This window comes from Exiguobacterium algae, from assembly GCF_018617875.1.
GTDB classification, from domain to species: Bacteria; Bacillota; Bacilli; order Exiguobacteriales; family Exiguobacteriaceae; genus Exiguobacterium; species Exiguobacterium algae.
In genome coordinates this window covers 221812-247628 of record NZ_JACSKZ010000003.1, presented here as the reverse complement: position 1 = coordinate 247628, position 25817 = coordinate 221812, and the positions used below count along the sequence as shown (strand labels likewise).

At 45.2% G+C, this 25817-nt stretch carries 22 protein-coding genes; 20 read left to right on the top strand and 2 right to left on the bottom strand.

Features of this window, described 5'->3' with window-relative positions:
• The first annotated feature begins 28 nt into the window (after positions 1–28).
• The 5 genes from KNP03_RS09945 (at position 29) to KNP03_RS09925 (ending at position 4659) form a co-directional block, all read left to right on the top strand.
• A complete protein-coding gene (locus tag KNP03_RS09945) occupies positions 29–1297 on the top strand; it encodes a S1C family serine protease (protein WP_214828898.1) in 1269 nt (422 codons plus the stop codon).
• A gap of 37 nt (positions 1298–1334) precedes the next feature.
• The gene (locus KNP03_RS09940; RefSeq protein WP_214828896.1) at positions 1335–1496 is read left to right on the top strand and encodes a CxxH/CxxC protein; all 162 of its coding nucleotides are present in this window, start codon (positions 1335–1337) and stop codon (positions 1494–1496) included.
• A gap of 83 nt (positions 1497–1579) precedes the next feature.
• Positions 1580–2059, top strand: coding sequence for a 23S rRNA (pseudouridine(1915)-N(3))-methyltransferase RlmH (gene rlmH, locus KNP03_RS09935; RefSeq protein WP_214828894.1), 480 nt, complete (start codon positions 1580–1582; stop codon positions 2057–2059).
• Between the two features lie 147 nt (positions 2060–2206).
• Positions 2207–2401, top strand: a complete 195-nt coding sequence (locus tag KNP03_RS09930) for a hypothetical protein (RefSeq protein WP_214828892.1) — start codon at positions 2207–2209, stop codon at positions 2399–2401.
• A 485-nt stretch (positions 2402–2886) separates the two neighbouring features.
• On the top strand, positions 2887–4659 hold the full coding sequence (locus KNP03_RS09925) for an SIR2 family protein (RefSeq protein WP_214828890.1): 1773 nt from the start codon (positions 2887–2889) through the stop codon (positions 4657–4659).
• A 152-nt stretch (positions 4660–4811) separates the two neighbouring features.
• Here the strand turns inward: KNP03_RS09925 and KNP03_RS09920 are convergent, their stop codons facing one another.
• Positions 4812–5618: a hypothetical protein gene (locus KNP03_RS09920; protein WP_214828888.1), complete on the bottom strand. Its 807-nt coding sequence runs from the start codon at positions 5616–5618 to the stop codon at positions 4812–4814.
• 430 nt (positions 5619–6048) lie between these two features.
• On the opposite strand from KNP03_RS09920, the gene KNP03_RS09915 reads away from it, so the two are divergent.
• The 10 genes from KNP03_RS09915 (at position 6049) to KNP03_RS09870 (ending at position 16065) form a co-directional block, all read left to right on the top strand.
• Positions 6049–6741, top strand: coding sequence for a hypothetical protein (locus KNP03_RS09915; protein WP_214828886.1), 693 nt, complete (start codon positions 6049–6051; stop codon positions 6739–6741).
• Positions 6742–7077: 336 nt separating this feature from the next.
• Complete coding sequence (locus KNP03_RS09910; RefSeq protein ID WP_214828884.1) at positions 7078–7635, top strand: GNAT family N-acetyltransferase; 558 nt, start codon at positions 7078–7080, stop codon at positions 7633–7635.
• A complete protein-coding gene (locus KNP03_RS09905; protein WP_214828882.1) occupies positions 7632–8564 on the top strand; it encodes an aldo/keto reductase in 933 nt (310 codons plus the stop codon). Before KNP03_RS09910 ends, KNP03_RS09905 begins: the two co-directional genes overlap by 4 nt.
• Before the next feature lie 212 nt (positions 8565–8776).
• Positions 8777–9022, top strand: coding sequence for an acyl carrier protein (locus tag KNP03_RS09900; protein WP_214828880.1), 246 nt, complete (start codon positions 8777–8779; stop codon positions 9020–9022).
• The gene (locus KNP03_RS09895) at positions 9019–10425 is read left to right on the top strand and encodes an AMP-binding protein (RefSeq protein WP_214828878.1); all 1407 of its coding nucleotides are present in this window, start codon (positions 9019–9021) and stop codon (positions 10423–10425) included. Before KNP03_RS09900 ends, KNP03_RS09895 begins: the two co-directional genes overlap by 4 nt.
• A 65-nt stretch (positions 10426–10490) precedes the next feature.
• A complete protein-coding gene (locus KNP03_RS09890) occupies positions 10491–11942 on the top strand; it encodes an MBOAT family O-acyltransferase (protein WP_214828876.1) in 1452 nt (483 codons plus the stop codon).
• Positions 11943–11963: 21 nt separating this feature from the next.
• The gene (locus KNP03_RS09885) at positions 11964–12899 is read left to right on the top strand and encodes a hypothetical protein (protein ID WP_214828875.1); all 936 of its coding nucleotides are present in this window, start codon (positions 11964–11966) and stop codon (positions 12897–12899) included.
• A 5-nt stretch (positions 12900–12904) separates the two neighbouring features.
• Positions 12905–13390, top strand: coding sequence for a peptide-methionine (S)-S-oxide reductase (locus KNP03_RS09880; RefSeq protein ID WP_214828968.1), 486 nt, complete (start codon positions 12905–12907; stop codon positions 13388–13390).
• 77 nt (positions 13391–13467) lie between these two features.
• The gene (locus KNP03_RS09875; RefSeq protein ID WP_214828874.1) at positions 13468–14661 is read left to right on the top strand and encodes a DUF4317 domain-containing protein; all 1194 of its coding nucleotides are present in this window, start codon (positions 13468–13470) and stop codon (positions 14659–14661) included.
• 321 nt (positions 14662–14982) lie between these two features.
• Complete coding sequence (locus tag KNP03_RS09870; RefSeq protein WP_214828873.1) at positions 14983–16065, top strand: prenyltransferase/squalene oxidase repeat-containing protein; 1083 nt, start codon at positions 14983–14985, stop codon at positions 16063–16065.
• A gap of 58 nt (positions 16066–16123) precedes the next feature.
• On the opposite strand, the gene KNP03_RS09865 is transcribed toward KNP03_RS09870, so the two are convergent.
• Entirely contained in the window at positions 16124–17569 is a 1446-nt protein-coding gene (locus tag KNP03_RS09865; RefSeq protein ID WP_214828872.1) for a DEAD/DEAH box helicase, read from the bottom strand.
• 145 nt (positions 17570–17714) lie between these two features.
• Here KNP03_RS09865 and KNP03_RS09860 point away from each other — a divergent pair, with 145 nt between their 5' ends.
• The 5 genes from KNP03_RS09860 to KNP03_RS09840 all read left to right on the top strand — a co-directional run bounded on the left by KNP03_RS09860 (position 17715) and on the right by KNP03_RS09840 (position 25816).
• The gene (locus KNP03_RS09860; RefSeq protein ID WP_214828871.1) at positions 17715–18797 is read left to right on the top strand and encodes an alpha/beta hydrolase; all 1083 of its coding nucleotides are present in this window, start codon (positions 17715–17717) and stop codon (positions 18795–18797) included.
• On the top strand, positions 18794–21568 hold the full coding sequence (locus KNP03_RS09855; protein WP_214828869.1) for a glycoside hydrolase family 3 protein: 2775 nt from the start codon (positions 18794–18796) through the stop codon (positions 21566–21568). Before KNP03_RS09860 ends, KNP03_RS09855 begins: the two co-directional genes overlap by 4 nt.
• Positions 21569–21788: 220 nt before the next feature.
• On the top strand, positions 21789–23588 hold the full coding sequence (locus KNP03_RS09850) for a GGDEF domain-containing protein (RefSeq protein ID WP_214828867.1): 1800 nt from the start codon (positions 21789–21791) through the stop codon (positions 23586–23588).
• A 250-nt stretch (positions 23589–23838) separates the two neighbouring features.
• Positions 23839–25215 carry an alkaline phosphatase gene (locus tag KNP03_RS09845; protein WP_214828865.1) on the top strand — a complete coding sequence of 459 codons (1377 nt, stop codon included), beginning with the start codon at positions 23839–23841 and terminating at the stop codon, positions 25213–25215.
• 106 nt (positions 25216–25321) lie between these two features.
• Positions 25322–25816, top strand: coding sequence for an LURP-one-related/scramblase family protein (locus tag KNP03_RS09840; protein WP_214828863.1), 495 nt, complete (start codon positions 25322–25324; stop codon positions 25814–25816).
• Position 25817: the final 1 nt, after the last annotated feature.

Sequence of the window (25817 nt, the reverse complement as noted above, 5' to 3'; positions counted from 1 at the left end):
TCACACTGTCTTGAAGGGGGGACGCGTCGTGAACGAAGAGAGACACCATGAGTATGAACCTCAAGACGTCGTACCTTTAACGCACGAAGCAGACGAAACAGAAACACAATCAACGTACCCATCTCGGAGCGAATGGCGACCGAAGCAAGAAGCTCAACACGTGCGTCACAAGCCGAGACCGAATATAAAACCTTTACTACTTGGAGGGGTCGGTGGATTCTTAGGAGCGGCTTTGTTCTTTCTCACAATCATGCTCTGGGATTCACCGACCTCTCGTTTTGTCACAAACGAGTTGATTCGGACGGAGCAGGCCGTTACGGTCACGGAGTCGGATATTACAACCGCCGTCCTGAGTGCGAAAACGTCCGTCGTCAGCATCACAAACATCCAGAAGGCCTTCACCTCCGACTCACAATGGGAAGCGGGAGCCGGATCCGGAGTGATTTATAAGGTGGACGGGAACAAAGCGTATATCGTCACGAATTTTCACGTGATCGAAGAAGCCGATGAAATCAACGTCGCTTTTTCGGACGGACAGGTGGCGACCGCGACCATCCTAGGGGAAGACCCGCTCAATGATTTGGCTGTGGCCGAGGTCGAGCTGCCGGACAAAATTGACGCGAAACCGATCGTGTTGGGAGATTCGACCGTGTTACAAGCGGGAGAGACGGTCATGGCAATCGGGAATCCGCTCGGCGTCTTCTCAAACTCGGTCACACGTGGTATCGTCAGTGGTGTCGAACGGACCGTACCGGTCGATACGAACAGCGATGGACTGATGGATTACAATGCCGAAGTCATCCAGACGGATGCGGCCATCAATCCGGGGAATTCCGGTGGCGCCTTAATCAACATCCGAGGCGAACTCGTCGGCATTAACTCAATGAAAATCGCTGAGGCGAGCGTGGAAGGGGTCGGCTTTTCGATTCCCGTCAACGTGGCGCTGCCGGTCATTGACATGCTAGAACATGATGGGAAGGTGACACGGGCACAGCTTGGGGTCACAATCCAGGAAGTGATTGCCGTGCCTGGGAATGTCCGTGAAGAATACGGGATCCCTTTCGATAATGAGGACGGTGTCTTCATCGAAGAAGTGACGCCGGGAAGCCCGGCTGAAGAAGCGGGACTCCGAGTCGGAGACGTCATTACGAAAATTGGCGACCGGGAGATCAAGCGCTATGTCGATTTACGGGATGCCTTATATCGGGACGCGACGGTCGGGGACACGGTATCGATTGAATTTAAACGCCGAGGGAAAGTAAAAGAAACCGAAGCGACACTAATTGAAGCAACGTAAAGAAGCGGCGACGCTTCTTTTTTAAGGAGGAAAAACTGTGGAAAAAAAAGTATGCAAGGAACATGTTGAATTGGCTCTAGACATCATCGTTGATGAAACGGGTGAGTACCCAGTGCTCGAAGAATTGTCCACAAGTGGACAAGTGACCTGTGAGTTCTGTGAGGCCGACGCAACATATGTTGTGTCAAGCAAAAAGTGATCATCAACATGTGGATTTGTGGATAACTCTGTGGATAACCCTATGGATAACTCCAAAAAAACTGTGGAAAAAGGAAGAATTGGATGAATATTTCAATTATCACGGTCGGAAAATTAAAAGAAAAATATTTGAAGCAAGGAATTGCAGAGTATACGAAACGGCTCTCTGCCTACGCGAAAGTGCAGGAAATCGAGGTTCCAGACGAAAAAGCACCCGAGCATTTGAGTGAGGCAGATATGTTACTAGTAAAACAAAAGGAAGGCGAGCGGATTTTGGCGAAGTTATCCCCAGATACGCATGTCATCGCGCTTGCCATTCAGGGAAAGCAGCGGACGAGCGAGGAGTTCGCCCGTGAGCTCGATCAACTCGCCACGTACGGGAAAAGTAAAATCGCCTTCGTCATCGGGGGATCGCTCGGTTTGTCTGACGATGTGATGAAACGGGCAAACGATACGATCTCATTTTCGAAGATGACGTTCCCGCATCAGCTGATGAAGCTTGTTTTGTGTGAGCAGATTTATCGGGCGTATCGGATCAATCGGAATGAACCGTACCATAAATAAATGAGGTTATTATAAAAAACAGCGTTATTCCAAAGCATTTTTGTCGTCTAATCCTATTATTCATGCTATTTATATCTAATTTTTTAAGAATAGATTAGTGTAAATGTATTATGATATTAAAAACTTAAACAAAGAGGTTGATAAGGTATGTTTAAAATTTTTATACCTGATGACGAACTAATGATTGTTAGAGCGAGAGCGGATTTCAAAGTAAATGGATATGAAGTGAGGCAAGGGGAACTATTTAATGCTTCTGATAAAGAAGGAGTAATTGTAAATGGTAGTTTTGCTTGTCAATTAGGAAGTCCCAATTTCGAAGCTTGGTTTGAAATAATCGCCTAAGCTATTGTATTTAAAAAATCAAATTATCATATTTATCTCCATTATGATGAACCGTACGATAAGTAAATAAGCTTTAATTTCTTTCAACTATAGTATTTTATTCTTCCTGTAAATATTCCGAGTTATTAAACGCAGAAAATGATAAAACGAAGACGTTATTCGATTTTTTGGACAAAAGCGGAGATGATCCTGAGGGGTCACCTCCGCTTTTTTGTTTTTAGTGAATATTGCTTTATATTCAGGATGGCTCATCGAACTAAGATAAATCGATTCTACACGTCCGAATAGACATTTAAAACAGCTTTTATCCATGATACGACTAAATGGACTTCTATATCAACGAAAGTCGCGTATATCGCCTATTAAGCGGCTTTTACTGTAGGACCCGGAAACAAGGTTTATTTTTAATAATAGAGAAGGAGAGCAAGGTCAAATAAACTAATTGTTTATAGTGAGGAAGTCTTGAAACGTCGAGGAGGATGGCAATGGACGATAAAATGGTATCTCTATCGTTTTCTATGGAATCAAATAAAGGGGTGTATGCACTATTACTTGGGTCTGGAGTTTCTTATTCAGCAGGCATACCAACAGGGTGGCACATACTGGAGACGCTATGCGGGAGATTAATGAAAGTACAAGGAAGTGATAAAGCGAATGCAATAGAATGGTACGAGGAAAAGTACGGAAAGCAACCTGCTTACGATGAAGTTATCGAGTTGCTAGCGAAGACTTCTTCGGATCGAAATGGCTTGTTAAGAGAGTTTTTTGAACCTTCAAAAGACGATCAAGAACATGGACTTAAAGTCCCTACTCAAGCTCATAAAGCTATTGCTGAGTTAGTACATGACGGCTTTATTAAAGTAATTGTAACGACAAACTTTGACCGTCTAATGGAACAAGCGTTAGATGCCTTGAATGTACAATATCAAACGCTTTATCATGATTCAGATATCGAAGGAATGAGACCACTTACACACGCGGAATGTACAATCATTAAAGTACATGGCGATTATCGTGATATGCGTTTTAAAAATATTACGGATGAGCTGAAGGAATACTCCCCGGAACTTAAAGGGTTACTGAAGCAAGTTTTTAATGACTATGGAATGATTGTTTCGGGTTGGTCTGCAGAGTGGGATACGGCGCTCAAACATACTATTCGGAGTGTGGTAGGAAGAAGATATTCTTGGTATTGGCATAACTTTAATGAGCATCTTAACCCGGCGGCACATGAAGTAGTTGAATTTAGAGATGCACATGTAATTGTAGATAACAGAGGCGCAGACATTTTCTTTTACCAATTAAAAGAAAATGTTTTAAGCATAAATCAAAATAAAAAGTTGAATCCTGATACGCTTGCAATGAAAATTAGTAGACTTAAAAAACTTTTAACTCAAAACCGAACTATTGAAATTAATGATTTTATAACAAGTGAAACAGAAGTTCTTATCGAGAATATGAAAAGTTTTAATGCCAATGAAAAAAGAAAATCTAGCGATGAATTGGTGAAAGAATGGGTTCCAAAAGTAGAAGAACAATCAAGAGAGTTAGTTTGTCTACTAACTGTAATTGCATATTACCAAGCGGATTCCTATAAAGACTTATTGATTAGCTCATTGGAGCGGTTAACAATTCTTTCTTCAGGGGATGGTAACACCATATTATTGAAAGTTAAAGAACTACCTCTTCAATACGTTTTTCATAGCATATGTATGTCGTTGATTAAAAGCAAAAATTACCTGGTTTTAAAACAAGTGATCACTAAACCTAAAATTAGGAATAGAAGTTATCAGTCACAAAATTTTGAATGGTATATGTCCCCAAATCGTGGATTTGATGATATGGCAAGATATTTAGAAGTTAATAGTAATTATTATTTGCCGTTCGAAACAATTGTCATGGGTCCTTTTCTGTTAAAAAACTTACTAGGTATAGGAATTTGGATTGATGAACATGAGATAAATGCCACTTACGATGTTTTAGGTTTACTGCGTGCGACTCATCAACAGTTTCGAGAGACAGTGAAAAACTATCATTACGGTCGATTTGCATATAAGCAGGATAATAGTGCAATAAAAGATTTTTTAAGTGACGGTAGAGAAGAAGGGGACGAATGGGAGGTGTTAGTACTATTTGATGGTGATAGAAATGAGTTTAAAACTGCGCTTAAGAATATTGTGGAATATATAAGAACATTGATGATTGGACCTGCTTTCATGTCAGCACACATAATTGAATCTTATATAAATCTAGAATAATTATTAATGAATAACCTCATTTAGATGCGATACGGAGAACCGTATCATAAGTAAATGAGATTTCCATGCACAAAAAATCCTACTCAATATTTTCTTGAGTAGGATTTTTCTTGAGTTATAAATTAATCAAAATGTGATTTTAATAATATTCATTAGATGTGTGTATAAGAATTTTGCTGTTTTTTAATCTGTTCTATTTCTCCTGAAGATTTACAAACTATCAAATAGGTATCATACCTGTCATAAAGAACTACACTGTATTTACCATCTTCACGTAATTTAAATTCGCTTATCTTTAAGCTAGTGCGATTAGTGTCTATTACCTCAGTAACACTATCTAATAATGTTTGCACATCCAAACCTTCACTTGTATAGGGTGATTCAAGCACTTTTGTAATAATGGACTTCACTAGATTTTTAGATAAATCATATGTTACCCCACTACAAATGACACCAATAATAAATTCTTCCCACCAACCACCTGCGCCTTGCTCTTGTCTATGAATAGATTTATTTAATTTTACTACGTCAATGTCATATTTACTTAACTCTTGTTTTAGTTCTGCGAATTTTTCCTCTGATAACTCATGAGTGTAAATCAACATATCTGGGTCGATGCATTCATTGATTTGTTCCTCTACGTTCTGCATATTTAAGTTTTCAAAGTAACTCAAGATATGTTCATAACTTTCACTTTCGTTTTGATTATTGTAATTTTCATCAAGATGTTCGTAGATATTAATTTCAATGATCACTTGAATGTCATTAAGACTTTTATTAACTCTTATATAAAAACCATCTTGTCTTTTAACACAAATTAAATTGTTCAAATCATTGTAAAGCTTGTCTGCATCAATATTAATATCATAGGTATTTCTAAATTTCACAATTGAATTTGAAGAATCATTTACTAATTGTTCAACATCATATTCTAGATACCTAATTTCTAAATATATCATCTATATCCTCCATTTTCCTTAATGAATTTAATTAAATTATTCCATATAATTAGAAAAAGGTGGATGTATTTTTCTGATAATTTTTGTATTATCGGAGTGCTGTGTAATCAACGCTGTTGACAGTGCTGTTCTGATTCTTCGGCAATAGTATAAAATCGTATCGAGAAAAAACTGTCAATTTTATTCTAGCGTTCACATATGCTTAACTTTATGTGCCACAGTAGCATCATCTTTTGAAAATCTTTTAGCTAAATAAGATGATCCATTTGGTAACCATCGATGCAAGAAATGCGACAGTAGAAACTTTGGAGTATATAGTCCTGATGGAGAACAGAAGGATACGGAAGAATTGTTAATTGTTTGTGAGATTTGTAGGTGTGATCAATTAGTTTCAATAGACCAGAAAGATAAATATTAAAGAGGTGCTTTCATGGTAAGGAAATATCCTGAGCGTATTACTGCACGAATGACACGAATAATTAATCAAGATGAGGTTCTACTCATTCGTCAAAATACAAAGATTAAGTTTGGTTCATCTGATGCTATAATAGGTACTGTTTTTATGACTAATCCTGGTTCATTTGATTTTAAGCACACCGAGGGTTGGGCAGATTTCAAAAGTGGAAAAGGTCTCCTGAATGTGTTAGAGACTGAAGATTATGCTGACCTTACAATGCAGAACCTTATTGAAGTAGTTCGGGAAGGCTACAAGCAGGCTAACCTAGGATCTCCTGATGGAATCGTGCAGATTTTTAACATCTCCAATATTGTTCAGAAAAAGGGAAAGAAAGCAGAAGAATACCATAAAAAAGTGAAAGATGTCATAGAAAAAAGTAATAGTGTCGACCTAAGCATTTTACACGATCCTGCTACTAACAATGAACAAGCCTTTTTAGAAGCTTGTAAGTCATCAAATTTTATTATTATGGGCTTTGTAAATAATGTTTTTTCTGAAAATGTCTCAGACTTAATAAGTTGGTCACAAGTAATTGCCGATAGATTAATAGTAGCAATAGACGAGAAAAAACGCTTTTCACACCCTCGTCGCTGGAGGACAGAAATACATTTAAAAGAACTTGCTATTAGTGAAATGTGTAAGGTACTTAAAAACTCAAATCGATAATACTCAAAGTGTTTAATGATATAGTTATGAAGGTAATATTTTCTTAGACTACTCTTCTCAGCAAATTATTGATGATATCAATAAAGAAAAAGAGCGCATAGAGAAACAAAAAATTGATCAAGGTTTCTTGGACGAAGCAGATAAGAGAATTCAAGAACTCTTAACCACCTTCTTAAAGACAAATGGATACGAAAATGTGACGATTGAGTTCTTTTAAACGGATTGGATGCTGGCGGTCATTCTCGGATGGTCGTCTTTTTCTTTATGCCGTTATTTCATGTCAACGGTCACTTTCATTGCCTAACATTGCATAATAGGGATAAAGGAGTGACCCATATGACGAATTACACCATCAAAACCCTGACTCAAACAATCAATCCCGATTTTCTAAACACATTCGAACGTTTCCAGGAAACAACCCGTATCTATTACGTAGACGCGTCAGGTGAATTGCAGCAAAAAGACGAGCATTATATTGATGAGTGGGATGACGAGAAGAAGCAGCAAGTCATCGACATCCTCAACTACTATATCGACCTTGGTGGTGTCGTCATCGCAATCCAGTCTGATGAGACGTTGCTTGGCTTCGCCGGATTGAACGGCAAGCCGCTCGGAAGCCGCGGTCAGTATGTGAACCTCGGCTTTATCCATGTCGGCCGACCACACCGGGGCAAAGGTCTCGGGAAGGTGTTGTTTGATCAGGTTTGCCGTGAAGCGACTTTACGGGATGCGGAAAAACTATATATCGGAGCGAATCCGGCCATCGATACGTATCACTTTTATGACGCGATGGGTTGTGTTTTGGCTGAAGAAATCGTGGAAGACGTATACGAGCATGAACCACTCGATTTACAATTGGAATATGATCTCGGAAAGGGTGAACGCAACGCATGAACCAACGTAAATTAGGACAGACAGGCATCGAAGTATCCGAAATTGGATTTGGCGCCTGGCAGTTAGGTAACGAGAAGGACTGGGGCCAGATGACAGATGCGGAAGCGATTCAACTCGTACAAACCGCCATGGCGAAAGGGTGTAATTTCTTTGACACGGCTCCGAACTATGGGGGTGGAAAAAGTGAAACGCTCATCGGACGGGCGATTCAAGGAAAACGCGATCAAGTCGTCATCAGCAGTAAGTGCGGACATCATGCAGACGGGGGATTGAATTTTGAGCCGGATGCGTTACGTGCCTCTGTAGAAGGAAGCTTGCAACGTCTGCAGACGGATTATCTGGACTGCTTATTACTACATAATCCTCCTTTTGAAACGCTGAGCCATTCTCCACAGTTTGAGTTGCTCGAACAGCTTAAAGCAGAAGGAAAGATTCGTGCGTACGGCGCCTCGGTCGATTCGGGAAGAGAAGTCGAGGCGTTGCTGAACGAGACGGATAGTCAGGTCATTGAAGTCATGTTCAACGTACTACATCAGGAACCGCTCGAAGCCATTCGGAGAGCCCACAAAAAAGGTGTCGGCATTATCGCGAAAATCCCGCTCGACTCCGGGTGGTTGACCGGGAAATATGATGGACACAGCACGTTCACCGGTATCCGGGGCAGATGGACGGAAGAACAAATTCAACAACGTGCGAATTTAGTCGAAAGCATCCGTCATCTAATTGGAGAAGACCGCTCGATGGTCCAGGCGGCGTTACAATATATCCTTGCCTATGAAGAAGTCTCGACGACAATCCCAGGGGCAAGACATGTGGAACAACTGCGTCATAACCTGGCCGCGTTAGAAGGAACACTATCGAAAGACGAGTTGAAAGCGCTCCGTGCTTTATGGGAAGCAAAAATCAAGACATTATCCTTGCCGTGGTAAGGAGCAAAAACACAGCACTTACAACGTCATCGAATTTTTAGACTGCAGACAGGGTTCTGCAGTTTTTTTATGCAGTCCGTTGCTACATGCAGGAGGTGAGATTGACCGTTTGAAAAGGGCTGTGATAAAATCACGAAGGTAAATGATTATCATTATCAATGAATGAAATAGATAGATTAGGATGTACACGATAGATTGAGGGGATGGATACGATGACGAATATTGAGAAATACAAATTGGCGTTTATGAACGGACTGGAATTAGACGAGTCGGTAGTCTACGAAAACCTGGAACTCGGCATGACGAAAGAATGGGACTCCATCGGACATATGACGTTGATCGCAGAGCTTGAGGATGCTTTTGACGTGTATATCGACTCGGATGAAATGACGGAGTTCACTTCATATCAAACTGGAATGGAGTTATTGACACGGCTCGGGGTGGACTTTCGTTCATGATGCTTTTCGAAGATTTAGAGAAGTATGCAGATCGGCCTGCCGTTTATACGAATCGACAGTATACGTACTCTGAAATGCTGGAAACCGCGGATTCGATTGGTCGTGCAGTCGGCGAACGAACCCTCATTTTTAGTTTATGCACCAACAACGAAGAGTCATTGTTCGGGTATGTCGGGTTTCTTCGCGGGCAGGTCGTCCCGGTTTTGTTGGACGCGGCGATTCCGAGCGCACAATTAGAGAAATTGATCGAGCTTTATGAACCGACGCACATTTGGGCCAGTGCCGAGCGTGAGGATTTGGTAGAAAACATGGATGTGTTATTCACCTTCGGGGATTATGCGTTATTTGAACGCGGGACGAACGTACAGCACGACCTTCATGAAGAATTGGCCCTCCTGTTGACGACATCCGGGAGCACGGGCAGTCCGAAGCTCGTGCGTTTAACGTATCAGAACCTATCATCGAACGCTGTCTCGATTGCGCAGTACCTCGATATCCAAGGGGACGATAAGCCGATCACGACGCTCCCGATGAATTATTCCTATGGACTTTCAATCCTGAACAGCCATCTCATTCAGGGAGCGAGTGTGATTTTGACAGACCGCTCGATCGTTCAAAAAGAATTTTGGGAGCTGTGCCGAACGCATGAGGCGACGACGTTTGGTGGGGTGCCCTTCCATTATGAGATGTTAAAGCGCTTGAAGTTTGAGACGTATGACATCCCGAGCTTGAAGAAATTGACGCAGGCAGGCGGAAAATTGAGCCCCAAGCTAGCGCGGCATTTTGCGACCGTTTGCGAGCGGAAAGGCATTCAGTTCTTCATGATGTACGGTCAGACGGAAGCGACCGCCCGCATGTCTTATTTACCGCATGAGATGAATCTGGAGAAAGCGGGAAGCATCGGCATCCCGATTCCCGGAGGAAGCTTATCCTTACAAGATGAAGCCGGAAACGAGATTGTCGATTCGAACGTGACCGGAGAATTGATCTACCGGGGGGACAACGTATCGTTCGGGTATGCGCACTCGTTGACCGATCTCGCCAACGGAGACGAACATCATGGGGTACTCCGTACGGGTGACATGGCCTATATGGACGATGACGGTTACTTCTTTATTGCTGGTCGTATGAAACGCATGATCAAAATGTATGGTAGTCGAATCAGTTTGGATGAGGTCGAGTCGTTGCTCGAGTCGTACGGTCATGACTGTATTTGTGCAGGCGAGGACGATCAACTGATCATCTACACGCTGCAAGATGAAACCTCAGAAATAAAAAAAATCGTGAAAGCACAATTAAACGTGAAAGGCGTCAACGTGATGCAGATTGAGCAAGTTCCTCGGAATCGATTTGGAAAAATTCTGTACGCCGAATTACCGAAGCGAGAATTGGCGACTACCTGATTTCAGCTATTGGGACATCGACACGCTCATCGCATTCGTTCGTTTAAATGAGTCAGGTGATAAACATGAGCTTTATTTCAATTGAATTTCTCTTATTTTTAACAATGATTGTAGCCATCTACTATGCGATCCCACACCGATTCAGATGGCTTCTGTTACTTTTTGCAGGATATGTGTTTTATGCCGCGCTCAGTGTTCAATTTATCCCGTTGTTGTTGACTAGTACGGCATTCACATACGTCATCGGGATTCTGATTGAGCGACAGGAAAGAAAGCAGCAGAAAAAACGACTCATGTGGGTCGGCGTGTCGGTACTCGTCTTATTCCTCGGGTGGTTCAAATATTTTAATTTCGTCAACGACTCGCTCCGGGCATTTGCTGACTGGAGCGGGTTCAACTATGACGTTCCATACAAAGAAATCATCCTGCCGTTGGCCATTTCGTTTTATACATTCCAAGCAATCAGCTATGTGGTCGACATTTACCGGGGAAAACAAAAGGCAGAGCGTCATTACGGGTATTTCTCGGTATATTTCGCCTTCTTTCCGCAACTTGTGGCGGGTCCGATCGAGCGTGCGAAAAAGCTGCTGCCTCAATTAAAAACAGAACAGCATCTCGATTATGACAATGTTCGTTATGGAATTCAGCGCATCATCTGGGGCTTCTTCAAAAAGACTTTGATTGCAGATCGCTTGGCACCCATCGTCTCCAGTGTGTTTAATAGTCCGGACCCGACAGGATCAGAAATTGTCCTGGCGACCATGCTCTTCTCGATTCAATTGTTCGCTGATTTTTCAGCGTGTAGTGATATCGCCATTGGTTCCGCGCGGCTGTTCGGAATCAAGCTGACGGAAAACTTCAAACAACCGCACTTCGCGGTGTCGATTGCAGACTTTTGGAACAGGTGGCACATCACGCTGTCGACGTGGCTCCGGGACTATATCTTTATGCCGTTAGCCAAAGGAAAGAAAAAGCGGCAACAGATTTACGTGGCTATCATCATGACGTTTTTAGTGAGCGGCATTTGGCACGGAGCGGCATGGAACTTTGTGCTCTGGGGACTCATTCATGGGATTTACCGCGTGTTTGGGGACCATACGAGACAGCAACGTGAAAAAATGGCCGCTTGGGTTGGCATAAATCGCATACCGACGTTACACCATTGGTGGAAAATCGCCGTGACGTTCCAGTTGGTCTGTTTCTCAAGAGTCTTCTTTCAATCGCATTCGATGGGAGAAGCGTTCTCACATGCCAAATTGTATGTGACCCCAGCCTCATGGGCACCGTCAGGCATGATGCAGGCGATTCAGATGTTTTCATTACTCGATTTAATCATCTTTTTGGTCGTATTTCTCACCGTCCATCTGTTCCAGCATGTTGAACGGACAAAAGGGTCGGCATGGGATTGGATGGCACGTCAGTCTCCTGTGACGAGTGTGGCCATCAACTTGTTCTTGATTGTCTCGGCTTTCTTGTTTGGCGTGTCGAGCCAAGGATTTGTATACGGTGGGTTTTAAGATGGATGGAAAGGAATTAGCATGAAGCGTTTAGGAATCAAAATCGTCGTCGTGTTACTCGTCATGATTGTAATCTTCATTCCCGTCAACGAGTTCGTGAAAGAGTCGTGGGCATATAACAATAATCGTGCCATATTGGCGTTTAAAGAATCGCCATATCCCGTTGACATTATTAACTTGGGGACATCGCATGCGATGTTCGGTTATTATTTTAAACCTTCCGGCTTGTCCCATCTCGATTTAGCGTTACCGAGCCAGACGATTGAATATGACTTGAAGATGCTGAAAGAATTTGATGAACAGCTCAAACCAGGTGGGGTCGTCATCGTTTCGCTCTCTCAAATCACCTTCAGCAACAAGGAAGTCAGTCACAAGGAAAACTATTATCATGTATTGGACCGTGAGGACATTGAGCCGGTCAGTTGGTTCGATTACTACACGTATTCCGCCCTTCCGGCGTTAAATAGCGGGAGTGCATACGCTGCTATTTCCCGGGAAATTCGAGACTTTAGATGGGACGTTCACAAGCCTTGGGTGAATAACGGTCTCAACTATTCGCAACGAAAGTATGAGTCGGTTGCGGCTCAATACGAAGAGGCGGTCAAGCATCGTGACATTGAACAAAACATGGCTCACCTGCAAGATATCGTCGAGTACTGTAAAGAGCGTGGATACCATGTCGTCTTGGCGATGGAGCCCGTCCACGCCTCGTATCAAAGCTATTTTGACGATGCGGTGATGGAACAGATGGTGTTTCAACATCTGGAAGAGTTGAATCTCGATGTACCGTTTTTGAATTACATGAACGATGAGCGGTTTGCCCACAAAAGAGCGTATTTTCACAACCCGGACCATTTGAACGGAAAAGGCCGGAAGTTGCTGTCTACGCTCGTTTACGAGGACTTGAAGCGACTTGGGTATATTCCGGATCATGTGGCGCATAAGGGACAGGAGTGATTTGAATCGAAACGATCTATTTAGCCGGCGGATGCCTATGGGGTGTCCAGGAATTTGTGAAGACGTTACCCGGTGTCCTCTCAACAGAAGCGGGCCGTGCGAACGGGACGACCGATACGCTTGAGGGCGATTATGACGGCTATGCGGAGTGCGTCAAGACGACGTTCGACCCGACCATCGTTACGGTTGAACGGTTGATGCGCTACTTGTTCGAAATCATTGATCCTTACAGCGTCAATCAACAAGGCATCGATATTGGGGAGAAGTATCGGACCGGTGTATACAGTGAAGTCCCTCACCATTTAGTAGAGGCCCGAGCGTTTATTGATGGCCGGTCGGATGCAGGACGAATCGCGGTTGAAGTCAAACCTCTCACAAACTACGTACGAAGCGCAGATGAGCATCAGGATCGACTGACAAGATGCCCAGATGATTATTGTCATATTCCGAAAACGTTGCTCGAGAAATACAAGGTTGGTTCTAACAGATAAAGAATTGGTATAATCAAAGTCGAATCGCCATCGTTGCGGTTCGGCTTTTTTATTGTGGAGCGAAGGAGTGGAAACAAATGAACAAAAAAGACATCGCGGCGCTTCGGCGACAGTTCAAGATCAATGCGACCAAGCTGAAGATTGCTGATATTTATACGATCTACATCCGGCAAGAGACGAATGAAATTTACTATGAGGAGCTACGTCCGTTCCCGTTCCTTGAAGAAGAGCAACAGGAACTCTTCTTGACGAACTTCAAAAAAGTACTCGGCGGAAAGCTGGATGAGAAGTTGTTCGAAGTGAAGTTTCAGTATCCGGAGGAAGGTCAGGTTGATCACACGCAAGGTTTACTATATGAAGGACTCCGAACAGAGGAAACAGAAGAGTGGACGGACTATATGCAACGGATTGCCTTGAAGATGGTGAAAGAAGTACCGTTTGAGCAGGATATGGTCGTCACGTTCATTCGGGGGAATTATTACAAACCGACGAACCGTCATTCGGAAGAGTCGGAGATTCATGCGAACGACGAAGTATATACGACGAAATTCATCCTCGGGAGTCTCAGCCCGACCGAGCTTCCGAAAAAATCACTCGTCTTTGACTTCATCGAGCGTGAATTCAAGGCGAGCCTGTTCATGAATCCGGTCATCAAGCTCGAATCACCGGTCGGTGGCTTTTTGTTCCCTTGCTTCACAGACAACGCGGCCGACGTCAACCACGTCTTGTATGCGTCACCGAAGGCGCATCAGCCCGACATGCATTTCATCGAGAACGTATTGAACGGGTCGGAAATCGTGACAGCTGTCGAAGAGAAGGCGGTCTTTGAAGAAGTTGTCAAAGCGGTGATTGGAGAAGAAGTGGACGCCCGGACGCTTGCGACCGTTTACGATGAAATCAATCAGATGATCGTTGCAGAGGAAGAAAGCGAACAAGAAGAAGAGACAATCCCGACAATGGACGCGCGCGCGGTCGAAGTCGTGCTCAGAGCAAGCGGTGTCGAGGACGTCACGACAGAGAAAGTCGAACAGGCCTTTAAACAAGTCGTCGATGATGAGAAGTACGAGATGAAAGCAACCAGTGTCGTCCCGAAATACACGTCAAAATCGATTAAAATCAACACGAAAGTAGCGAATATCGCAATCAGCCCACAAGACTTGAAGTACGTGAAACAAGTGAATTATAAAGGGAAACGGTGCTTATTGATTGAGGTAGAGGAAGACATGGAAATCGAAGGATTCAAGTTGATTTCTGAAGAATCACTCGACTAATCAAGTCAGGGAAGAGGTTGCATGCACCCGACTGAATTGCTGGAAATGAATACAGCGTATATGTAACTTGTTGACCGCGACCAATCGATTCATCAGACGAATTACGATTCGACAAGGAACGACAACGTATCAGGAAGATTGAGCTCAAGGCACCCCTTGAGCTTTTTTTAACAATAAGGTGACGAAGGTTGAATTCTCTATCGCTAACAGTTATGATGCTAATGAAAACGTTTTCTAATCGTTTTTTTATAAATAGGGACCAAGTATTTTTTTTGCGGTTTATCGAAAGCGCTTTCGGAAACTCACATTAGGAGGTCTACCATGCTCAAGTTGAAGAACGTCTTGCTCGCTTTACTTAGCTTTGTCGTGATTTTTGCTGCCCCGTCGTCATCGTTTGCTGTGACCAATACCGCAACTGCCTCAGATAACGCCTACAATTGGTTGAAGAGTCAGCAATGCACCACGGGTCTTGTCGATAGTTTTTCGGACGCGCAACAGATTTCGTATACATACGATCAAGCGGTTGCTGCGATTGCTTTCTTGTTAAAAGGTGATACGGCGAGTGCTAAATCCGTTTTGGACGCCTTAAAAGGTTTACAGACGGCTGAAGGATCTTGGTATACAGCTTACTACTGCAACAGTTTGTCGGTGCAAGAGTTCAACCAACATGTCGGTCCTGTACTTTGGGTGGTCATGGCAATCGCGAAATATGAAGTCGACACAGGCGATACGGTAACGTACCGCGATATGGCGACACGTGCGATTGATTGGTCGCTTCAATTCCAACAAGCGGACGGCGGGATCAACGGTGGATTGGATACGACAGGAAGTGTGCTCACTTGGGCATCGACTGAGCATAACCAGGATGCGTACGCGATGCTATCTCATTACGGATACACGCAAGAAGCAGCTGAAGTCAAAACGTTCCTAGACACAGAAGCATGGCAAGACACAGAAGGGTTCTTCTGGGCAGGTCGCAATGACCCGAACAATCCGATGGATACGAATGCATGGGGAGTACAAGCGCTTGGTACGACTGGCACCCACGATTATAACCGCGGTTTGACGTACGTCATGAATACCCATCGCAATACACAAACGAAGCGAGTGAAAGGCAGCACGATCACAATCGAAGGATTCGACTTCAATGGTGATACGAACGACATTTGGTTTGAGGGACAAGGTCAAATGGTTGTCTCGCTCAAAATGGATGGTAGAACGGCTGATGCGGACTACTTCCTCAATGAAATCATCAAAATTCAAGACTTCTACGGAACGGGTGGCGTTCCTTACTCATTACTCGGTACGAACAATGGATATTGGACAATGAAGAGTGTCGAATCTGTCTCTGGGACAGGTTGGTTGATTTATGCGATTGAAGGTTTTAACCCGTTCCAACCATAAGCAAGTAGGAATGAAAAGGACCTCAAAGACGAATTGGCTTTGAGGTCCTTGCTGATTATTATTTACGCGCTTTACTCACTTTTAATTTCTTGCCTTTGACCGGTGTCGTTTCCATCGCTTGAAGGACAATCGATCCTTTTCCGTTGAGGATATCGACGTACGTCATCTGGTCATTGATCGTGATGATCCCGATGTCGTCAGCCGATACACCAGGAATTTTGGCAATCGTTCCGACGAAGTCGACAGCGCGAAGTTTTTTCTTCTTCCCACCGCTGAAGTGAAGCTTCATGATGTCCTGATTGATGCGAGCCGTCTTGTTGTTTCGAACGACGCGTCGTCCGCTCAACTTTTGCTCAAAGGCCTCTTGGTTAGCGGCTACTTCCGCTTCAGTCGGGGCATCCATCATCGGAATCTCGAATTGAACATATGATTCGATTGCTCCGATGAGGCGTTCTTCCTGACGCGTCATGAGCGTGATGGCCGTCCCTTGTTTGCCGGCACGTCCGGTACGACCTGTCCGGTGCACATAGCTTTCTTTTTCGACAGGAACGTCATAGTTGATGACGAGCTCGACGTTATCGACATCGATTCCGCGCGCTGCGACGTCTGTCGCCACGAGATAGCGGAAGTTCCCCATCTTGAAGCCGTTCATGACGGCGAAACGGTCTTCCTGTTCGAGTCCACCGTGAAGACGTTCAGCCGAATAGCCGGCTTTGTCGAGCTCAGCGTACACCGTATCGACGTTCTCTTTTGTCCGACAGAAGATGATGCAGCTGTCCGGGTTCTCAACGACCGTGATGTCTTGGAGGACAGCAAGTTTCTCGTTCCGATGAACAGGGAGCAAGCGGTGCTCGATTGTTGACGCGGTCATGCCTTTCGATTCGATGGCGACACGTGCTGGAGCATTCATATGTTTCTGACAGAGACGTTCGATATCTTGAGGGAACGTCGCAGAGAAGACCATCGTGACACGCTCTTTTGGCAACTGTTGAAGGATCTTCTCAACGTCAGCGTGGAAGCCGCGATTGAGCATCTCGTCCGCTTCATCGATGATCAAGTACTCGACTTTGTCGAGGGAGAGCGTCTCGCGCTCGATGTGGTCCATGACGCGACCCGGTGTCCCGACAACGATATGTGTCTTTTGTTTCAATTCTTCACGCTGTTTCGAGAACGGTTCTTTCCCGTAAACGGCTGTCGCTTTGATTCGTTTGAAACGCCCGATGTTTGTCATGTCTTCCCGGACTTGAACGGCAAGTTCGCGTGTCGGCGTCAAGACGAGGACCTGTGGTTTGTTTTCGGCCCAGTCGATGAGTTCGATGACCGGAATCCCGAAAGCAGCAGTTTTCCCGCTCCCAGTCTGCGCTTTGACGATCAAGTCTTCGCGTTCGAGCGCACGCGGGATGACCTGCTGTTGCACCTCGGTCGGTGATTCGTATTTCATAATGCCTAACGCGCGAGTGATCTCGTCGCTTAGGCGGTAATCAGTGAATTGTTGTTTATTCATTCGTGTACCTCATTCTTTCATAAACCTTTTTCAAGGAAAAATATTCAATCGCAATTTCGAATACAGTTCATTATGACTGATTTGATTCCATAAAGCGAATAAAGCAACGGAAATGTTGCAGAAGAAGAGAGGGAAGAAAGTGAAAATGCAAAAAATACAATATACATCTCTGGTCCATCAGCTAGAAAAGGCGACGGGTTCGATGGAAGATGGCGTGGACGTCATTATGAAACCGATTCCGGATTCTGACGTCTCCGGAGACCTCGACCCACGTGTGCTCGACGTCGTGTCTGCCTATGATTTCTCGGGAAATCAGGATGAAGAACCACCGCCGTTTGATTTAGAAGAAGTCCGTGCCAGCATGGGCTGGCCGAACCATGATGTCACAACGACGAACGTGACGACCGAACGACATGTGATTTCGCATCTTGAAGCGGATATCCCGGTCCGATTATATCGTCCGGACTCCACTGAAGCATTGCCGGCCATTTTGTTCTTCCACGGTGGCGGCTTCTTCGGCGGGTCACTCGACACGGTCGAAAACCCGTGCAAGATTCTCGCAGAAAGAGCGAATGCCGTCGTCATCTCGGTCGATTACCGCCTCGCGCCCGAGCACCCGTTCCCAGCAGGTTTACATGACTGTTTCCGGGCGGTTGAATGGGCGCATAAGCAGGCAGAGGCACTCCATATTTTGAAAGACCGGATTGGCGTAGCCGGAGACAGCGCCGGAGGAAATTTGGCTACCGCCTGTTGCTTGATGGACCGGGCGCAAGGGACGAATTGGATTCATTACCAGGCGCTCGTCTATCCGGTCGTCAATCTTGGTTCGATTCCGACGGAGGATTTTGAGTGGGACATCGAAAAGTATGAGATTCGTCACCATCACGATTTGATTCAATCGATCGTGTTATCACTTGCGGACTCGGACGGGTTACTAAACGACCTGTATCTGCAAGGACAAGCCGATGTCACCCATCCGCTTGTCTCGCCGCTGCTGGCGGATGATTTATCCGGACTACCACCCGCTCTCATCGTCACTGCCGAATATGATTACTTACGGCTGGAAGGTGAGGCGTACGCTCGAAAATTGGCAAGGGACGGCGTAGCAACCCGATTGATTCAATATCGGGGCATGGACCATGCGTTCATGGACAAACTGGGGGACTATCCTCAGGCAGAAGATTGTATGAACGAAATCGCTAAAGGACTAAAGGAGATCGTAAAATGAAAACGTACACGTTAGATTGGAATCGTTATGAAGAGTTGGCACGTCAGGCTGTCGCGGAAGGCGTTGTATTGGTCAAAAACGAAGAAGCGACGCTTCCATTACAGACAGGCACGAAGCTGGCTGTATTTGGGCGCAGCCAATTCCATTACTATAAGAGCGGCACAGGTTCAGGCGGGATGGTCAACGTTGGACATGTCACGACACCGCTCGAAGCGTTACAAGGTCAAGCAGGCATTCAGATTAATGAATCCCTTTTCGAGACGTACGAAGCATGGGTGAACGAGAACCCGTTCGATCAGGGTGTAGGCTGGGCAGGCGAGCCATGGTCACAACAGGAAATGGAAGTCTCGGAAGAACTCGTCGAGCAGGCTGCGAACGAATCAGATGTCGCCCTCATCATCATCGGGCGTACGGCGGGTGAAGACCGTGATAACACGGCCGACCCGGGCAGCTATTTGCTCACAGACATCGAATCAGCCATGATTGAACGCGTCTCAAAACGATTCAAGAAGACGGTCGTTGTCTTGAACGTCGGGAACATTATCGATATGAAATGGGCCGATCAACCGACTGCGATACTGTATGCATGGCAAGGTGGAATCGAGGGTGGTAAAGGGCTTGTCGACGTATTGGTCGGGGACGTCAGCCCGTCTGGGAAATTGACGGACACGATTGCACGCTCGATTGAAGATTATCCGTCTACGAAGAACTTCGGACATGCTGACAAAGGGATTTATCAGGAAGACATTTATGTCGGATATCGTTATTTTGAAACGTTCGCCAAGGATGAAGTGCTCTATCCGTTCGGCTTCGGTTTATCGTATACATCGTTTGAAACAGATGTAGTCGAAGCGACTGAGCGTGACGGCGTCATCTCTGTACAGATTGCAGTCAAGAACACAGGAGCGTGTGACGGGAAAGAAGTCGTTCAATTGTATGTCGAGAAACCACAAGGACGTCTCGGAAATCCGTCACGCGCGTTGATCGCATTCGAGAAGACGTTATTACTCGAACCGGGTGAACAACAGACGCTTGACTTCCATGTACCGGTAACCGACTTTGCGAGTTATGATGACTCAGGTGTGACGGGGCACGAATCAAGTTTCGTTCTCGAAGCAGGGACGTATCGAATTTATGCTGGAACCGATGTCCGCGTTGCTTCCGCCGTCCTGGATTATGAACTTGAAGACTTACAGGTCGTTGAAACGTTGAGCGAGAACATGGCTCCAGTCCTTCCGTTCGAACGGATGAAGCCTGTCCAGGAAGGAGAAGACTTCACTGTCGGGTATGAAGCGACACCGCTTCGTTCAGTTGATATCGAGACGCGTTACCTGGAAGAACGTCCTGCTGAACGTGCGTATTCTGGTGACAACGGTCACAAACTGAGTGACGTCCATCATGGGAAGGTTGCGCTCGACGCATTCCTCGACCAACTGACTGACGAGGATCTGGCTTGTATCGTCCGTGGACAAGGGATGAACTCACCGCGTGTCACACCGGGTACGGCAGCTGCGTTTGGCGGCGTATCGGATCGCTTGAACGAGCTCGATATTCCGGCGGCATGTTGTGCGGATGGTCCGTCCGGCATTCGGATGGATGTTGGAACAAAGGCGTTCGCTTTGCCGAACGGAACGCTCTTGGCATCAACGTTTAACACCGGACTCGTGGAAGACTTGTTCGAGATGACAGGTCTTGAGATGCGTAAAAACCGTGTGGATACGTTGCTTGGACCAGGAATGAACATTCATCGGAACCCACTCAACGGACGTAACTTCGAGTACTTCTCAGAAGACCCGCATTTGACTGGAAAAATGGCGGTCGCCCAATTGAACGGGATGCACCGTGTCGGTGTGACAGGGACGTTGAAGCACTTCAGTGCCAACAACCAGGAAGCACACCGCCATGATATCGACTCGGTCGTATCGGAACGTGCATTGCGTGAGATTTACTTAAAAGGATTTGAAATGGCGGTCAAAGAAGGGAAGGCTTCTTCGATCATGACAACCTACGGTGCTGTCAACGGAATCTGGACCGCCGGATTGTATGACCAGAACACACGCGTCCTCCGTGATGAGTGGGGCTTCGAAGGAATCGTCATGACAGACTGGTGGGCCAAAGTGAACTTCCGCGAAGACGAGTCGGCGAATCGCCAAAATACGGCAGCGATGGTTCGCTCACAGAATGATTTGTATATGGTTGTGGACCGTCCAGACCTCAACTCATTCGAGGACAACACGATGGCTTCGTTAGCAGAAGGAATCGTGACGCGCGGCGAGCTATTACGCAGTGCGCACAATATTTGCTCGTTCATCTTGAAGTCACCGGCGATGGAACGCGTACTTGGGCTCCATGACGGATCCGTCGAGGTAATCGGATTCGAGGATGATGCAGACCAGACGCTTGATTTCAACCTGGATTATCAGCATCTTGAGAGCGGCGAAAGTGTCGACTTGCAGCAAGTGGACACGGCAACAGGAAACAAGCATGTGTTTGCTATCTCGGTCGACCAGACAGGGACGTATGACGTCACGTTGACAGCCCGCTCAAATGCAGGGGAGTTGGCGCAAATGCCGGTCACGTTGTTTGCGAACAACATCCCGGGACCAACCTTCACCTTTAACGGTACAGACGGGGAATGGGTGACGCAGACAAAACAACTGTTCTTCCTGAACCAACACAACTATCTTCAACTCTACTTCGCGCTCAGCGGGTTGGAAGTGAAAGAAATTTCGTTCACGTTGGCAGACGAGTTTAGTATGAAAAACGGATAAGTTTTAACGAAACAGCAAACCTGTCTCTTAATAGGAGGCAGGTTTTTCCTGTTGATCGGGTCAATCAAGAAATGAAAGGATAAAATGGGGAAGTAGATTGGATTCCTTGTGAAAGCGCTTTATAATAAGTGTAGAAGTCAGTGTAACGATTAAAGCTATACCGCGACGAACGTACATAGAAGATTTGATGAAAATAGATGGGGACGGAAGGGAAATGAGGATGAGCCGAACAGTAGGAAAACTATTCAGGTCATTTACAGAAAACATAAAAGGAATCATGCTATCAGCATTCTTTCTCATTTTTGTGATGATGGTGCTGATTGGAGCGAGTTCATTTTTCGGGATTGAACGATTGAGTAAAATGAATCAATTGACGAATGATTCCTATAATGTCTTGATGAAAATGGATTTTATCGAAAAGTCAGCGAATAAAGTGGAGCGCGACATATGGGAACATTTTTCGGGGAACGGTTGGAAGAGTTTTGTGGATCCGACGCAAGGAGCGGATGCGAAATTTAGAATGGACAACGAGCAACTCGACGTAGCGGTCAATTCGAGCGGGTTGCTGCCGTGGTCAGTGGAGGTCATGCAGGGGTCCTTCACGCTGAATCCTCAACAGCAGTACCGGCTCACATTTGATGCCGCATCGACCGTCGAGCGGCCAATCCAAATCATGATTGAAAACAGCAATTACTACAATAAATATCATGTCAATGTCGTCCCCATCACTCGTGAAATGGAGCAATATTCAATTGAGTTTCAAATGAATGAATCACAAGATCCATCTGTCCAGCTTGTATTCGCTTTTGGGAATGTATCGGACAATCAGATGATGGCGGCACATGAGATTACGCTCGACCATATTTCGTTAGTCGAAGTCGAGACAGGAAAAAAGCTCATACATAATGGCGAATTTCTCTCGAAAGACCCTCAAGTCGTTCTAGATAAGACAAAACGTGAATTTGAGCAAGCGATTCACTCCGTCACGAGTAGCGTCACGAATCGGCCGGAACAAAAAGAACTGGTCTATCAATTGAAAAAAGCGCTCAATCAATGGAGCGAAGAAAATGAACAAATCATTGATCGTTTGAATCTCTCTATTGCATCAAGCGGAAATTTGAATGCGGATCAGGAACTACAGACGCTCACCACGATGACGAGCGAAACGAAATCAGATATCACGCAATTGATCAACCAGATAAATAAAATCGAGACGGCACATTTGAACAATAATAAAGAGGAAACGGCCTCCATCAAACAGTTGGTGTACGGCAGTTTGATTCTGGTGGTCGTGGTTTCGCTTCTCCTGTCATGGTTTATCTATCTCTATTTCAATCGGACGATTATTCATCCGATTCGCCAAACATCGGATTGGTTGAAACAGATGACCGAAGAAGAGCATGGCATGATGAGTCGAACTGAACAGTTGAACCGCTCCAAACATTACGCTGCAATCCGGGAGATTCGTCAGCTTTATTACCACTTGAACGATTATCATGAATTGCTGTGCAATCAGGTTCAACTCGATGGATTGACCGGTTTGATTAACCGGAAGATGTTTGACCAGGTCATTGAAAAGGCGTTTCACCAACAGGCACAGGCCTCGCTTCTCCTGTTAGATATTGATCATTTTAAATTCATTAATGATACATACGGTCATTTGATTGGAGACGAAGTCATCAAACAACTTGCCGAGCACTTGCGCGAAATCGAGGTGGAGGGTGCGCTTAGTTTCCGTTACGGAGGAGAAGAGTTCGCGGTATGGCTCCCTCATACGGATCTTTATGAGGCGTATGAGATTGCGGAGCGTTTGCGGGAAGCCGTATCAAAAACGCCAAGTCCGACAGGGAAACCAATCACCATTTCTATCGGTGTGGCGGATTCTCAAGAAACGGATCTTTCGTCAACCGTGATCATCGAACGAGCTGACATGGCAATGTATCAATCAAAATTGTATGGACGGAACCGAACGACTTTATTTGAATATGAAGACCACCAATCAGAAAGTGAATCCGTATGAGCGGGATAATCGTTTGAGTTCACGAAAGAAAGTTAATTTAATGAATGATATTGTTTATGTAGCAATTGCTTCATCGGATTCGATTTAGATAAAACAAGGGTAAAGACGAATGGGTGACCTCAAATGAGGTCACCCATTTTCTCAATTGTTCTTTTACAAAATCTATACAGTGCTGTATTGCTATTGAAAATAGTTCTTTACATTTCTTCGTTACGCTACAAGGGTAGTACAAATTCAGGAGGGTTCACCGATGAAAAACACAATGAAGAAATTTGTTCCGCTCGCAGTTGTCTCGACACTCGCACTTGGTGGAATGGTAGGCGTTCAACAACAAAACTTAGAAGCAGAAGCGAAGGATTCCAATAATCACAAAGCGAAAAACGTCATCTTCATGATTGGAGACGGAATGGGTACGCCATACATGACGGGGCTTCGTTACATGAACGACGACTTAGATACAGTTGAAATGGAACCGACAGCATTTGACTCGCACTTGGTTGGTATGCAGACTACTTATCCGGAAGATGCTGAAGAGAACGTAACCGATTCAGCAGCGGCAGCGACTGCTATGAGTGCCGGGGTAAAAACATATAACAACGCAATCGCTGTCGATAACGATTTGACAGACGTGAAGACAGTGCTTGAACAAGCAAAAGAGAATGGGATGTCAACAGGTCTTGTCGCGACATCTCAAATTACACACGCGACACCTGCCTCATTCGGTGCGCACGAAGAGTCGCGTAAGAGCGAGGATGCCATCGCAAACGATTATTATGACGAACTCATTAATGGAGAACACAAAGTGGACGTCATGTTAGGTGGCGGAACGAAATTCTTCGAACGTTCAGACCGTAACCTTGCCAAACAATTCCAACAAGATGGCTATAGCTACGTGAAATCAGCGGAGGAAATGAAACAGGATCAGAACAAGCAAGTACTTGGTCTATTCGCTGAGAAAGGCATGGACAAAATGATTGACCGTGACGAGGCGCAGCCAAGCCTTGCAGATATGACAACGTCTGCTCTCGATCGCTTGAAAGGCAACGATGACGGCTTTTTCCTTATGGTCGAAGGTAGTCAAATCGACTGGGCCGGCCACGATAACGATGTCGTTGGTGCGATGAGTGAGATGAAAGACTTTGAAAAAGCGTTTGAAGTTGTTCGTGACTTCGCAAAAGAAAACGGTGAGACATTGGTCATCGTCACAGCGGACCACTCAACTGGTGGGATCTCAATCGGTTCAGATGGGGAGTACAACTGGAATCCGGCACCGATTCAAGCTGCCAAACGGACACCAGACTTCATGGCAAAACAAATTGAAGCAGGTGAGGACGTTGAGACGGTCTTGAACAAGTATATCGATCTTGATTTGACAGACGAAGAGATTCAATCGGTGAAAGAAGCGGCAACAACAAACGATGTAACAGAAATCGATAATGCAATCGAGAAAATCTTTGATACGCGTTCAGGTACAGGTTGGACGACAGGCGGTCACACAGGTGACGATGTACCGGTATATGCGTTTGGACCACAAAAAGAAAACTTTGTCGGATTTAGTGACAATACGGACCAAGCGAAACGCATCTTTGATCTTCTTAAAAACCATGGACGAATTAAAAACAAATAATTGAGTTCACCGTGCGATGAATCATCGCGCGGTTTTTTATGGTCATCGAAACTTTTCGGGATGAGTTCCCGTATAAAGGGTAATGAAGAAAATCGGAGGGATCACGATGCGAACGTTATACATGAAACAAAAAGTGTTCAGTTTACGTGGACGGTTCACCATCAAAGACGCGGATGGGCACGATTTGTATTTTGTCGAAGGGAGTTTCATGAAATTCCCGAAGTCGTTTACGATCAATGATGTGTCGGATCAAACTGTCGCCATCATCACGAAGAAAGTCTTCAGCTTCCTGCCGCAATTTTTTGTTGAGGTCGACGGCCGGGACATGCTGACAATCTCCAAAGAGTTCACGTTCTTCAAACCGAGGTATGCGATTGATGCCGCCGGAGTGGACGTTCAGGGAGACTGGTGGGATATGGACTTTGAAGTGACGAAAAACGGGCGCTCGGTAGGCAGTGTACAAAAGAAATGGTTCACTTGGGGAGACAGCTATGAAATTCGGGTCGAAGAATCGGAGATGGAACATCTTTTAATTGCCATCGTGGTGGCAATCGATTGTGCGAAAGCCGATCAAGCCGCCGCTTCAAGTGCTGCAACGTAAG

Bases quoted from the DNA above. Each gene is read 5' to 3' on its own strand.
- rlmH (WP_214828894.1), top strand. From the start codon at position 1,580: ATGAATATTTCAATTATCACGGTCGGAAAATTAAAAGAAAAATATTTG.
- KNP03_RS09930 (WP_214828892.1), top strand. From the start codon at position 2,207: ATGTTTAAAATTTTTATACCTGATGACGAACTAATGATTGTTAGAGCG.
- KNP03_RS09925 (WP_214828890.1), top strand. From the start codon at position 2,887: ATGGACGATAAAATGGTATCTCTATCGTTTTCTATGGAATCAAATAAA.
- KNP03_RS09920 (WP_214828888.1), bottom strand. From the start codon at position 5,618: ATGATATATTTAGAAATTAGGTATCTAGAATATGATGTTGAACAATTA.
- KNP03_RS09915 (WP_214828886.1), top strand. From the start codon at position 6,049: ATGGTAAGGAAATATCCTGAGCGTATTACTGCACGAATGACACGAATA.
- KNP03_RS09910 (WP_214828884.1), top strand. From the start codon at position 7,078: ATGACGAATTACACCATCAAAACCCTGACTCAAACAATCAATCCCGAT.
- KNP03_RS09905 (WP_214828882.1), top strand. From the start codon at position 7,632: ATGAACCAACGTAAATTAGGACAGACAGGCATCGAAGTATCCGAAATT.
- KNP03_RS09900 (WP_214828880.1), top strand. From the start codon at position 8,777: ATGACGAATATTGAGAAATACAAATTGGCGTTTATGAACGGACTGGAA.
- KNP03_RS09895 (WP_214828878.1), top strand. From the start codon at position 9,019: ATGATGCTTTTCGAAGATTTAGAGAAGTATGCAGATCGGCCTGCCGTT.
- KNP03_RS09890 (WP_214828876.1), top strand. From the start codon at position 10,491: ATGAGCTTTATTTCAATTGAATTTCTCTTATTTTTAACAATGATTGTA.
- KNP03_RS09885 (WP_214828875.1), top strand. From the start codon at position 11,964: ATGAAGCGTTTAGGAATCAAAATCGTCGTCGTGTTACTCGTCATGATT.
- KNP03_RS09875 (WP_214828874.1), top strand. From the start codon at position 13,468: ATGAACAAAAAAGACATCGCGGCGCTTCGGCGACAGTTCAAGATCAAT.
- KNP03_RS09870 (WP_214828873.1), top strand. From the start codon at position 14,983: ATGCTCAAGTTGAAGAACGTCTTGCTCGCTTTACTTAGCTTTGTCGTG.
- KNP03_RS09865 (WP_214828872.1), bottom strand. From the start codon at position 17,569: ATGAATAAACAACAATTCACTGATTACCGCCTAAGCGACGAGATCACT.
- KNP03_RS09860 (WP_214828871.1), top strand. From the start codon at position 17,715: ATGCAAAAAATACAATATACATCTCTGGTCCATCAGCTAGAAAAGGCG.
- KNP03_RS09855 (WP_214828869.1), top strand. From the start codon at position 18,794: ATGAAAACGTACACGTTAGATTGGAATCGTTATGAAGAGTTGGCACGT.
- KNP03_RS09850 (WP_214828867.1), top strand. From the start codon at position 21,789: ATGAGCCGAACAGTAGGAAAACTATTCAGGTCATTTACAGAAAACATA.
- KNP03_RS09845 (WP_214828865.1), top strand. From the start codon at position 23,839: ATGAAAAACACAATGAAGAAATTTGTTCCGCTCGCAGTTGTCTCGACA.
- KNP03_RS09840 (WP_214828863.1), top strand. From the start codon at position 25,322: ATGCGAACGTTATACATGAAACAAAAAGTGTTCAGTTTACGTGGACGG.